Origin of the sequence: Hymenobacter bucti (assembly GCF_042681145.1) — a bacterium.
Classification (GTDB): domain Bacteria; phylum Bacteroidota; class Bacteroidia; order Cytophagales; family Hymenobacteraceae; genus Hymenobacter; species Hymenobacter bucti.
The window spans coordinates 48,521-61,348 of the sequence record NZ_JBHUFD010000012.1; the positions used below are offsets into that span (position 1 = coordinate 48,521).

9 protein-coding genes are annotated in these 12,828 nt (G+C 55.9%); 6 read left to right on the plus strand and 3 right to left on the minus strand.

The genetic code is table 11. The annotated features are described in order from the left end of the window. Positions 1-38 precede the first annotated feature (38 nt). The 3 genes from ACFSDX_RS18785 (at position 39) to ACFSDX_RS18795 (ending at position 1,758) form a co-directional block, all read left to right on the plus strand. Positions 39-617 (plus strand): hypothetical protein, encoded by a 579-nt coding sequence (locus ACFSDX_RS18785; RefSeq protein WP_382316347.1) that lies wholly within the window; start codon positions 39-41, stop codon positions 615-617. Between the two features lie 304 nt (positions 618-921). Further along, on the plus strand, positions 922-1,197 hold the full coding sequence (locus ACFSDX_RS18790; RefSeq protein WP_382316348.1) for a hypothetical protein: 276 nt from the start codon (positions 922-924) through the stop codon (positions 1,195-1,197). A 3-nt stretch (positions 1,198-1,200) separates the two neighbouring features. Then, positions 1,201-1,758, plus strand: a complete 558-nt coding sequence (locus ACFSDX_RS18795) for a pYEATS domain-containing protein (RefSeq protein WP_382316350.1) — start codon at positions 1,201-1,203, stop codon at positions 1,756-1,758. A 260-nt stretch (positions 1,759-2,018) separates the two neighbouring features. Here ACFSDX_RS18795 and ACFSDX_RS18800 read toward each other — a convergent pair whose 3' ends face one another. Further along, entirely contained in the window at positions 2,019-2,495 is a 477-nt protein-coding gene (locus ACFSDX_RS18800) for an energy transducer TonB (RefSeq protein WP_382316352.1), read from the minus strand. 1,381 nt (positions 2,496-3,876) lie between these two features. Here ACFSDX_RS18800 and ACFSDX_RS18805 point away from each other — a divergent pair. Further along, positions 3,877-4,110: an XRE family transcriptional regulator gene (locus ACFSDX_RS18805; RefSeq protein WP_382316354.1), complete on the plus strand. Its 234-nt coding sequence runs from the start codon at positions 3,877-3,879 to the stop codon at positions 4,108-4,110. A 698-nt stretch (positions 4,111-4,808) separates the two neighbouring features. Here the strand turns inward: ACFSDX_RS18805 and ACFSDX_RS18810 are convergent. Beyond that, positions 4,809-6,881, minus strand: a complete 2,073-nt coding sequence (locus tag ACFSDX_RS18810) for a glycoside hydrolase domain-containing protein (RefSeq protein WP_382316355.1) — start codon at positions 6,879-6,881, stop codon at positions 4,809-4,811. A gap of 134 nt (positions 6,882-7,015) precedes the next feature. Beyond that, the gene (locus ACFSDX_RS18815) at positions 7,016-8,263 is read right to left on the minus strand and encodes a YdcF family protein (protein ID WP_382316357.1); all 1,248 of its coding nucleotides are present in this window, start codon (positions 8,261-8,263) and stop codon (positions 7,016-7,018) included. A gap of 273 nt (positions 8,264-8,536) precedes the next feature. Between ACFSDX_RS18815 and ACFSDX_RS18820 the strand changes: the two genes are divergently transcribed. Beyond that, complete coding sequence (locus ACFSDX_RS18820; RefSeq protein WP_382316359.1) at positions 8,537-9,403, plus strand: hypothetical protein; 867 nt, start codon at positions 8,537-8,539, stop codon at positions 9,401-9,403. A 66-nt stretch (positions 9,404-9,469) separates the two neighbouring features. Further along, entirely contained in the window at positions 9,470-12,814 is a 3,345-nt protein-coding gene (locus tag ACFSDX_RS18825) for a SusC/RagA family TonB-linked outer membrane protein (protein WP_382316362.1), read from the plus strand. Positions 12,815-12,828 lie beyond the last annotated feature (14 nt).

Below are 12,828 nucleotides of genomic sequence, written 5' to 3' on the forward strand. Positions count from 1 at the left end.
CTTGCGCTGATTGATTTTCACCCTTCATACTTTAAGCGATGCCTACTTGGAAAGGTATTGTCGGGGCGGCTTTCTCCCCCGATACATTCGATAAGTATTGCCACTCGTTACAGTGGCTGGCATGGCGCCCTTCTTTCATGGTGCTGCACAATACAGCTATTCCTACGCTGGCTAACCGTCCGACGGGCCTTTCACACCAGCACATCCTTAACCTACAGCAGTACTACCGCGATACGTGCGGCTGGAGCGCTGGCCCTCATCTGTTCATAGACGACCGCCAGATTTGGGTCTTCACCCCCTTGACGGTATCTGGGGTGCATTACCCCTGCTTCAATAAAGTGGCCTTAGGAATTGAGATGCTCGGTGACTATTCGCAAGAGTCCTTTACTTCTGGCCGTGGTCTACAGGTGCGACACCATGCCGTAGCAGCGCTGGGTCTGGATCCCACTACACTCAAGCTTCACAAGGAAAATAAATGCACCGACCATGTGCATCCTGGTAAGAATGTGGTCAAAAAAGAGGTGATTGCTGAGGTGCAGGCTTTGTTGCAGCAGCGCCATGGAGGCGACCATCTATTTCCAGCAGACTTGACTTACTTAGGTGCTAAATATGAATAAATTATCGTACACTTTTCTATTTAATACCCTAATAATTAGTCAAGTTTGATAAAGTATAGGTGCTATTGCAGAGCCAAGCGTTAGCCTTTAAAAAGAAAACAGAAGGATGTAGAAACTATCTTTTAGTATCATTACCAATGTGCGGTTTCATCGAACTTGTATGGTTTGCTATTCTTTTAAAAGAAAAAGCATTATTGGCTTGCAATTACTGTTTAATAGATCCATTTCTAGTCACTTGTGATAGTTTTAGTTATTATAATTATACTATGTAATTTGCTAAATAAAATTTAAATTCATCAAAACCATGTCTCCACAAAACGATTTAGACCTCAAAATAGATGCAATTGGAAAGCTTTTGAATTTATTTAAATTAGAAAGGCTTATCTATGCAATTGTTACAATAATCTCTCTAATTGTTCTATTGTCTTGTGCTATTTTTTTATTAAAGGATCATGACTCGGCAAAAGCTATTGGATTATTTGGTTCTTCTGGTGCTATTACATTTACTTTAGGGCGTTTGCTGAAAATGTGGAATGATGCATTAAATATTTTATCTCTTCCTGTTACTTCTTCGAAATAGATTATGGAACCCGAAATTGATTACAAGAATAATTCAAGAACAGCCTCAATCGTTACAGCAATTGGCGCTTTACTTACAGTTGTATCAATAGCAGTGATCCTTATTATCAATGAATATAAATCAAGAAGGTTAGATGAAGCAAAAGTTACTGAATCTTTACTGAAAAAATCAGCTAAAATTTTACAGGATAGCATAAAGATTTTGAAGCCAAGTATTGAGCCGTTTTCATATGCGGTTCCAACAGGAAAAGTTAGTTATCCAGGAGTTTCATACATGTCTGGAGAAACCCCTGAATTTGCATATTACATAGGATTAAATGTTGCTGATAGCTTAAAAAGTAGTATTTTGACTGTTGATTATTTTTTCGATCACCCAACTTTCAAAAAAAAACATCAAACTTCAAACAATGCAGCTGATAGTTTTAGAGTAAGTTACCGAGGGTGGGGTTGCCTTGATAATGTACTCATTTCTATTTCGAAAAGCAATGGTGTAAAAGATACCTTAAACTTCAAAATGTGTAGTAATCTTAAACTAAAAGGACAATCAATTGCTGTTCATTAGATATTATCTCGATATCAAAAACATTAATAATAATTTTCTCAGTATTTCCGTAATCGTATCATTGAGATGATCCGCCTTGGTAACCTTTCCTTTATTTTATATAACCAGACTTATAACGATAGTAAATATTGAATTATAAACTATCATAAGCGCAAGCACTTTTTAATTAGATATTAATAAGTGGCTGCCAAACATAAAATTCGTTCTCGGACAAGGCTGAGAAAGTAGCTCGTTTTCTCATAGTCGCGCTAGCCTGCGCTCTATTTCAATCGAACGAGGAAGTCCATAAACGTGAGTGGGCCAACTGGCACTTGGTAAGTCGGGCGAAAAAATACTTCCCGTTGCACGTACTGGACCACGAGCGGGAAATAAGGCAAGGAGCGAATCAGGTAAGGAATAGTAGGTTCTTGGTACTCCTCAAAGTCAATAGAGAGCGTCGCTTGTCCCGGCTCGGTGACGCGCACTTTCTGGACCCGGACTAAGTGATGCGCGCCGGTTGGCGTAATGGCCACGCGCACGGCGACGAATCCGGTGAGGCCTTTGCGCCGTAAGCTATCGGGCAACAAGACATAGTCCGTCCGGCGGCTCAGCGTAAATGAAGCAGGCAAGACCGGGTCGATGATAAGGCCTGCCTGCGGGAGTGACTTGGTTTGCGCGTGGCTGAGTAGGGCCGTGCTGCAAAAGCCGAGCAGCACGACCCACCGGCTAGACCGCGCGCCAAACGAATGCGTTTTCATACTTGCATATTACATCGGGTTGCAGGTGAGCCAGCGAGTTCTCAGACCCATTTCACAGTCGTTAAAGGAACATTCAAGGACTGTGAAAGACGGGTAATACAAGGGTAAAAGTAGCGAATTTAATTAAGCTACTTTCAGCAACGAAATACACTAAATAGGCCGATCTATGAGCTCTGTATATACCACTAAACTAGATATCGACCTGGTAAATCAACCTAACCATAAGCAATTGAAAGTCAGTATTTTATAGTTTAGTAACCATAATTAATGACTATGGTTCCTAAACGCCTGATATACAAATAATTAACTGACACACAATCCCTTGCAAGCCTTTCGTTTTGAGATAGACTAGATGAATAGAGAAGCCTAACCAAGCAACTGGCATGGTCTCTGTGACCTTTCCAGTTTGCGGAAAAATCGACTGGTTTTCTTCTTAGTCCAGAGCGATTTGCCAGCTATCTGCTTGCATGTGGTGCCCGCTTCAACTGCCCAGAAAAAACCACGGCTAATCGCTGCTCTTTTTAATAAGAGCTAGTGTCGCTTCTAAAGCGGAGTCGACATAAGTGTGGTAGACACGCTAGCGCTGTGTGACTAGCTCAGCGCACTGTAAGCACGTTGTATGCCTTGATATCCCTTCAGGTGGGCTGTCACACGTCAGGTATTCGAAAGGTCTACCACACTCTGGTACCGACTTACCAGCCACGTAATAGTGATGAGGAGGAATGTTGAGCGCTCGCGTTCGCCACCCACTAACAGTGGGCACAACGGGTGGGAGGTAGTGCTGATACTGCTGGAGGTCTGCTGCGCTACGATGCTCACGGGCAGGACGGGGCAAGAGTTGTACAAGTAGCGTTGTGATACGCGCTTGGATAAATGAATCTTGAGCATCGCGTCGCAGCGCAACGAGCCCTTCAAACGTTTGACGTCTTTCCTCATCAGCCCACCGCTCTTCGAAGCTGTAGGGAGAACTTGGTCTCGCATCCGCCGTGAAGAGCCAGTTAAGATTGACTCCTTGACTGTGGTAGAAGCGGGCCAAGGCCGCCAAACTAGCAGCGGTGCCACTACCAGTCTGTTCTAAGCGGACGATAGCGGAAGTAGGCAGCTGTGCTTCCTGCGCCACGCGAGTGCGGGACCAACTGGTCCAGGCACCTGACGCCGCACGCAGTGCCGTAAGGCGCTCACCAAGAGTAACTGGGGAGGGAGAAGCCAATTCAGACATAGGGTAAGGGTGAGTAGTTAGAAGTCACGGCTCGCATCATAACTAAACATAAAAAGGCTCAGCTAAGAATAGAGGCAGTAAACATACTATAATATGTTTAATAAATAGAGTTTAGTACAATAGGTTACATTTAATAACCTTATTGCTCACCTTTCGTCTATCATGACGGAAGAAGTCACCCGGCCAGATCCCCGGCTAAAACAGATTGCCCAGAAACTGAAGCAGCTACGAGTAGCGAAAGGCTATTCTTCTTACGAAGCTTTTGCTTTTGACCACGAGTTACCCCGCGTCGGATATGGCCGTCACGAGCAGGGGAGTAATTTGACCTTGAATAGCTTATTGCGTTTGCTCGACATCCACCAAATAAGCTTAGCAGAGTTTTTTGCTGACCTTTAGCCATAGCGTCCAGTTAGTCTGATACTTCGCGGAAAGCGCCGCGTTGGGTGTATAAATCATCCATAGGCCGAACAGCTGGTGTGTATCCAGTTCTCCTCCCAGATTACTTCTAATCAGTTGGTATATAGTTCATGAGCCAGTATCAGGCGCCTCAATTTAGCGAAACAGAGCAAACGCCTGCGCAGCGATGGGAATCGGTGGCGTGGGCCTTAGGCGCCAGCAGTGCCGATGAGGGCGGACCCAGTCCTGAGGTAGTGCGGCTCTATAAGTTTTATGTCGCGGGCGATATCGACCTAGCGATGGTGAGCGGCGAGCTAGACCGCCTGTATCCGCATTACCCCAGCGGCGACCCACACTATCCGAACCCACCTACCCCACGCCCAGTCTTTGCACCACTGGTGCTGGTCGAAGAACCAGATCGGGTGTTTCCTTTCGCAGCCGAAATAGCGGCCTTGGTACAAGCAATAACTGCTTTGCCAACGCGCCAGCCTTATCTCCAGCTAGACGTCTAACTGCCCCTTTTCGCAAGTATTACAGCAGTGAGGCCTTTACTGGATTAATTACTATTAATAGTTAGTATATTAAAAGCAGAATATCAAACCCTGCTTTCTTATAGTCACCGGCTTTCAAAAGTGCCGGTACTGTCACCACAATGCTAGGCGTTTAAGTCACTTCGTACTAATTCTCTTATTCTTATTTCATTGGCCAGAAACCCAAAGATGCTGCGTTCCCCAAGTCTTACTAGGTACGTCAGAAGATACGAACACTAAAGTCCCGCCAGCCACTAACTCCTGATGCGTGAGCCAGTTGCGGGTTAGGGCCCGTCCGTTCAAACGGACTGCTTGAATATAGGCGTGGGTGGGCGCGTAGTTGTCTACCTGAATGACCAACGGTTTGCGACCAGTCGTTTGCACCCTGATCTGCCTAAATAAGGGCAGATGGAGGTAATATACTGGCTCGCCCACGCAGGCTGGCAGCAAGCCGCAGGATGCGAGCACAAACCAAGCCGACATAGCGCCCGCGTCGTCGTCCATGGTGCGTAAGTAGGCTTGGGGCTGGTTTCGATAGATGCGGCCCACGTAGGGGTCGATGCCGCGGCTGTTGTCGTTGAAGTAGTGCTGCACCATCGTGTCGACGGCTAAGTGATGCACCAGAGCCTGCGCTTGCCAGGGCTGCTGCGTGGCATTGTAGAGGGTAGGAGCCTGCAAGTCGGTTTCGTTGGCGTGGTTGTAATAGTCACCCCCGAAGAACGTATCGAGCTGCTGGCGGAAGGTGACCTCGCCACCCATTAATTCCTGCAGGCCGTGCACGTCGAAGGGTACATTCCAGCGGTATTGCCAAATAGTGCCCTGGTAGAGACCGCGCGTAGGTAGCCGGTCCACATCGGACTTGGTCATATCCTGGAAATCCTTTTGCCAATAGCGCTTGTAATCCAGTGCTTTAGTATGCCAGAACGCCGCCTCCTTGGGCTCTTTCAGGATACCTAGGATTTTACCGAGCGCCCAGGCGTCGTACGACGATTCGAGAGCTTTATCGGGGTGCGAATAGTCGAGGCGCCGTGCCTGGCTTATGAGCGAGTCGCGGATGCCGCCGAAGTCTACGGCATAACCTTTGCGGACGGCATCGAGCAGCACCACGCTAGTGTGCTCAGTGCGCACCGTGGGCGAGGGCTCGTGCTGGGTAGCGTAGTCTTTTTTGCCGAAGCGATATAGGTTGGCAAGTGAGGTAGCGATGTCCTGAAACTCGGTAGGATAAGCTAGCGACAGTAGCGGCAACTGCGTGTGGTAGTTGTCCCATACCGCCCAGCCGTTGTAGACGGGCCGCGTGGAGTGTTGCAATGAGCCGTTGGTGGCTTGGTAGCGCCCGTCAGGCTCCGATATCACATAGGGCGACTGCAAAGTGCGATACAGCAGCGAGTAAAAGAGGCGCTCGCGGTCGGGCTCGCCCTGCACCTGCACGCGGTTGAGCAGCGCGCCCCATGTCTGCGCGCTCGCCTGCCGCACGGCCGCAAAGTCGGCGGCAGCTTGCTGCTTTAAGGTGGCCTGCGCATCGGCTAAGCTTACTGACGAAAAAGCCACGCGCACTTCCACATCCGACGCTCCTGAGGCAGGTAAGCGGGCTACCAGCTTATGTGTTCCTGCGGGCTCCCACTGCACCGGCTGGCTGGTTTCGAGGTAATAATAGAGCCGGTAAGTGCCTACGCTGCACGTGGTGCCTGCTTCGAGCCAGCCGCTGAGCGCACCGCCAACTGTGGTGTGCTCCTCGCGCTTAAACCCATTGGCGAAGGAATAGCTGATATCAATGGCCAGTCCCCGTGCTGCGCCGGTCGGAAAGTGGTAGCGGTGCAACCCAAAGCGTTGCGCCACCGTGAGCTCGGCCTCGATGCCGTTGCCAAACGTGACGCCGTAGTAGCCTGGCGTGGCGTGCTCGGTCTTTTTGAGCAGCGTGGTTTGGGCCGGGTCGACGCCCAGGAAGGGCTTTACCAGTAAATTGCCGCCCGCGCCCTGGCAGCCTACCCCCTCAAAGCGCGTGTGCGTGAACCCTAGGAAGGTGCGCGCCAAGTGCTCGTAGCCGGTGTGAAGATTAGGATAGGTCTGCGGCCCCAAGCTCAGCATACTGAAAGGGTAAGATGCTGCGGGTGACAGCTGGCCGTGGTCGCCCGAGGAACCTAGGAACACGTTGACTTGCTCTACTGGCGTTTGGGCCAGCGCGGGTAACGCGAACAGGGCTGACAGGAAGTAACCTAGGTATCTTTTTATGCTGAAAATCACGCGTATTGTATAAGAAGTACTTGTGTAAAAAGTGATTTTGACGCTAAAAATTGCGTCCGCCCTGATGAGCGCAGCGAAGCAGGACAGTTGCTGATTTTACGATTCTTATACATGGCTACAACGTCGCATATTCCCTACGGGTCGAGCGGGTCAAATGGGTCGGGCTGCCCGGCTTCGGCCACCAGGTAGCAGCTGTTTTCCGTGTCCGAAATGCGCGTGAGATCGCGGTACGGCACGTAGCCCAGCTCGCGGCGGCAGCGCTCTGCCATGCCCAGGATGTAGCGGCTCTGCGCCGCGTCGGTGACGATGAGCAGCGGCCGGCCCGCTGGAAACTTAGTGGCGTCGAGCAGCCGGGCGGTGTTGCGTAGGTTGGTGGTGGTGTGACGGGCGTGGGGCTCGATGAACACCGCCGCCGCCGGTACCCCTAGGTGCTCCACGAGGTACTTTCTCATCTCGACCGCTTCGCAAACCGGCGTGCGAAACGGATGCACGTGCCCGCCCGACACCACAATGAACGGCGCCTGCCCCGCCCGGTAGCGCGCCGCCGCCAGCTGGCAGCGCCGGGCCCCCGCCGAGTCGAGGGCCACGCCAGGCTGCTCGGGGCCGCTGCCCGGCACCAGTAGCACGGTGTAGGGGTAGCGCGCCCAGTCGGTGCGGGCCACGGCGGCCGTGGGAGCGGCGTTGAGGCCGCCCGTCAAGGGCTCGTAGCGAGCGGCCTCGTCGCGGCCGTTGAGGCGCAGGGCACCTAGGGCCACTTGCAGGGGTAAGGCGTAGAATACCGTGGGCTGACTGGATTTAGCGGCCGCGGGTAGCTGCTGGCGCAGCTGCCGAGCCAGCTCGGCATCGCCCCGCCGGAAGCCCGTGGAATCAATGGCGGGGTAGCGCGGCTTGGCATTGGCCAGGTACACTTGCAGGATGCGGTTGATGCCTAGGGCCGCATCTTGCCAGACCAGGCGCAGCGCGGTGGTGTCGGGCTGGTTGGCGTAGCGGGGGTAGCGGCCGGTGCGCGTGAGCAAGGGCCCTACCCCCGCCCGGAAGGCGGCATTGCGGGCGTAGGCTTGCTGCAAAAGCTGGCCTATCTGGCGGATTTCCCGCGGCTGCCACGCCAGCGAATCGACGTAGCGCGGCAGCGCAGCCACGGGCTGGGCCAGCAGCGGCGCGCTGCGCCGGGTCTGCCGCTGCGCCACGCGTTGCAGTTCGGCCGACGCTCGCAGCACTTGTCGCAGCGCGGGCTGGGCTTCGAAAAGCGCGAGCAGCGGGAAGGTTTTGGCCACGATAATCGAATCGGCGCGGGCCGCCGTTGGGCGGAGGGCAGGCGCCTGCCCTAGGCTGGGGCGGGCCAGCAGCAGGTAGCAGCAGAGGAGGAGTAAGCGCGAGGGCATGCAGAATAAAGGGAGGTTGAAATGCGGCGAGCTAGGGGCCGGCTCGCATAGGAGCAACCACTTCCTACGGCGCGGCCCCGCTGCCGTCCGGGCTTTTGGCCCTGCCAGCGTAAACATAACGGCCCGGCAACACTGATGTAAAGTGCTAGTAATTCTCGAAAACGTCCTTTGCACCCAGAAAAAGCCGCCTAAACGGGCGGCTGAAGTAGCAACTGGCCGCTTCTCGCCACGCGGCAGCGTGGGCGAACGGCTAGTCAAGGGGAGGGGCTGAGTATGAATAAATTACTACTCCTAGGTGCCGGGTTGGTCAGCGCATTTACGTTTCCTAGTTCGGTCGAGCTGGCCATTACGGCTACTACCACGGCCAGCGCCCTAGGGGCCTGCCAGGGCGCCAGCTACCAGCAAGGGCGGCTCTACCTCTATGGCGACCGCGAGGTGGGCGTCATCCGGGCGTACCAGGCCGGGGCCGACTCGCTGACCTACCTAGGGCAGGAGGTGAAGCTCACCGAAAAGGGCCAGGATATCATCAACCACCCCACCGGCGTGGCCTGGAACGGCAGCAGCCCCACCTTCATCGGCAACAGCATTCGCCTAAACGTAGAGGGCACCAAGTGGCGGGCCATCATCTACGCCGTCGATTGGGCGGGCTTGCTGCGCACGGGCACGCTTGATGGAAACCTGCTCAACACCATCGAGGACGATGCCTGCGTGCAGGGCACCCGCCCCGAGTACGTGCAGTACCAGGGCAAGGAGTATGTGGCCACCGCCGACTACGGCCCCCAGGGCAACGAGGTGCGGCTCTACGACCCGGCGCGCCTGGCGAAGGCCCACAAGACCAGCGAGCCGGGCGTGCTAGTCAAAAAATTCACGTGCTCGCCCTGGGTGCAAAACCTGCTGTGGGTGCCCAGCAAGGGCGCGCTGGTGCTCATCCAAAACCGGGCGCAGGGCCGCCGCTGGCGCTTCTCTATCCTCGATTTAAACCAGTCGCTGGCCGCGGGCCACGAGGTTGTGCGCCAGGTCATCGACGTGGACAAGGCCGACGAGCTGGAGGGCTTTACGCTGCTGGGCGACCTAAGCAAAGGTCTGGCCGTCACCTCGTCGCGCCGCGACAACGTGCACGCCGTGCGCCTGGCCTGGTAGGCCGGGGCGCGGGGCGGGCTTTTACATTTTACTCTTTTCCACCTTCAAAACCCCGGGGTTATTGATATGACGCATTACTCTACTACCCTGCGCCGGTGGCTGGCGGGACTACTGCTGGCGGGCAGCCTGCCGGCCGCGCACCAGGCCTACGCCGGCCGGCCCGCGCCCACCCGGCTGGCGCCGCTGGCCGTGCGCATCACGGGTACCATCACCGACGACCAGAACCAGCCGGTGCCGGGCGCCAACGTAATTGAAAAGCAAACCTCCAACGGCACCGCGGCCGATGGCACCGGCCGGTTCAGCATCGAGGTGAACCCCGGCGCTACGCTGGTGTTTTCGGCCATTGGCTTCGTAAGCCAGGAGGTAGTTATTAGTTCGCAAACTACGGTTAATGTGCAGCTGAAGGGCAGCGCCAACGAGCTAAACGAAGTGGTGGCCGTGGGCTACCAAACGGCCCGCAAAAGCGACCTGACCGGCGCCGTGGCCGACGTGAAGGCCCGCGAGCTAAACCTGGCGGCGCCCACCCTGGGGCAGGCCCTGGTGGGCAAGCTGGCCGGCGTGCAAGCCACCCAGGTGAGTGGCGCGCCCTACGTGAGCACCAAAATCCGGGTGCGGGGCGTGGGCTCCATCAACGCCAGCTCGGACCCGCTCTACGTTATCGACGGTTTTCCAGCCGCCAACGACGTGTTTATCAATCCCAATGATATTGAGAGCGTTGACGTGCTGAAGGATGCGGCTTCAGCGGCCATCTACGGCTCGCGGGCTTCGGGCGGGGTGGTGCTCATCACCACCAAGCGCGGCAAGGAAGGCAAGGGCCGGCTCGACTACGAGTACCAGTTTGGCATCAACCAGCTGGCTAAGAAGGTGAAGTTGCTCGATGCCAATGGCTTTGCGCAACTGCTCATCGACGGGCGCAACAACACGTATCGCGACCTCGTGCAGAACAGCGGCCGGACCTGGACCGATGCCATGTTTTCGGACGACAACGCCACGCGCATCGCGCGGGTGGGCAACGCCAACTCGGTCAGCATCCCGACCGACATCTATAACTTCGGCACCCAGTCGCTCATTACGCCCAAGTACAACACCGACTGGCAGGACGAGCTGTACCGCAGCGCGCCCTTCAACCGCCACAATCTGACTTTTTCGGGCGGCAACGCCGGGCTGCGCTACCTGCTCAGCGGCGACTACCAGATGCAGGAGGGCATCATCGTGGCCACCAAGCAGGAGCGGATAAACTTCCGGGCTAACCTCGACGCCGAGCTCAGCAAGAAGTTCCGGGTGAGCGCCAACCTGTTTGTGACCTCCAACACCAACCGCGAGGTGCAGGAGGGCCGCTTCAACCAGGGGCCCATCCTGGGCGCGCTGATTTATCCACCCACGTTCCGGGCTTACGACGACAACGGCAACCTGGCCAAGAACGAGGTGGCGGCCCAGCAGTCGGCCTACGGCTACCAGACCGTCGAGAACCCGGTGGCGCTGGCCCAGGAAACCAACATCACCCGTAAGGGCCTGCGCGGCACCTACAACGGTACCGCTAGCTACGAAATCCTGCCCGGCCTAATCGCCAAGGCCAACGTGGGCTTGCAGACCTACAACGAGAAATACGAGTACTACCTGCCTACCAGCTTGAGCAGCGGCAACAACGCGCCCTACTCGCCGCAGGCCATTGCGGCGGCCACGGCTACGGCCTTGACGCTCAACACCCAGAACATCCTCGGCGAGTTCACGGCGACCTACACCAAGCAGCTTGGCAAGCACAGCCTGAACGCCCTGGCGGGCTACACCGCCCAGCGCACGACCCTCGACCAAATCAGCGTGTCGGCCCAGGGTTTTCAGAACGATGCGGTGCAGGAAATCACGGCTAAGGGCGCCGACCCGACCAACTTTTTCCAGAGTGCTACCACCAGCAGCGTGGGCTTCACGGGCACCGGCAAGCAGGCCGAAACCCTGCTCTCGTACCTGGCGCGGGTGCAGTACAGCTACGATGAGCGCTACTTCGTGACCGCCGCGTTCCGTACCGATGGCTCATCGCGCTTTGGGCCCGAAAACCGCTACGGCAGCTTCCCCTCGCTGTCGGCGGGCTGGACGATTTCCAATGAGTCGTTCTACCGCGATATGCTGGGCGAATCCTCGACGCTGCGCCTGCGCGGCAGCTGGGGCCTGACCGGTAACTACAACATCCCGCTCTATGGCTACCAGCAGACGATGGCCAGCCCCACCGGCGCGGTATTCGGCACGGGTACCATCCAGACGGCCTACTACGCCGGAGCGCTCAAGGACCAGCGCCTCGGGTGGGAATCGACTTCGCAGTTCAACCTAGGGCTCGACGTAGGCTTGTTTAACAACCGTCTGCTGCTGATTTCTAACGTCTACCTCAGCAACTCTTACAACCTGCTCTTCAACCAGCCGATTTCGGCTATTTCGGGCACCACCAGCATCCTCACCAACCTACGCGACTCGCGCATTCGCAACCAGGGTCTGGAATTTCAGCTCGATGGCAAGGCCATTCAGACGGCTGATTTCAACCTGAACCTGAGCGGCAATATTTCCTTCAACCGCAACTTGGTGCAGGACATGGGCGGCGCCAACACCATCACTTCGGCGGGCGCCGAGCGCTCCTACATCACCCACATCACGCAGGAAGGTCAGCCGGTGGGCATGTTCTACGGCTACCGGGTGGCGGGCATGGTACGGCAGTCCGACGTGGACAACATCGCCGCCGACAACGCGGTGTACAACGCGGCTACCCAGTCGTTTCCGACCGGCTACGTGCGCCGCGGCCCGGCCCGCTCCACGGCCTCGACCAACCCGCTGCGCCCCGGCGATTTGATTTTTGAGGACGTGAACAACGACGGCGTGATCAACGACGCCGACAAGCAGGTTATCGGCTCGCCTTACCCCAAGTTCAACTACGGCTTCTCGCTCACGGCCAACTACAAAGCTCTGGATTTCAACGCCGGCTTCAACGGCGTGTACGGCAACCAGGTGCTCGACGGGCAGGACTACTACGTCTACAACATGGAGGGCTCGGGCAACCAGTACGCCAACGTGGCCAACCGCTACCGCTCCGAGGCCGAGCCCGGCGACGGCACGGTGTACCGGGCCGCGCGCGGTGGCACCCAGAGCAACAGCACCCGCCTCTCGACCTTCTACTTGCAGAGCGGCTCGTTTTTACGCTGCACCAACCTCACGCTGGGCTACAACCTGCCCGCCACCCTGCTCAGCAAGGTGCACGTGAGTGGCCTGCGCGTGTACCTCAACGCCAATAACGTGTTCACCCTCAGCAAATACAAGGGCTACAACCCCGAGGTGGACTACAACAACGGCGCCAACCTAACCCCCGGCGTGGACTACGGCAAGTACCCGCTGGCGCGGGGCTACAACGTGGGCGTGCGCCTGTCCTTCTAATCTCGCCGCACTTC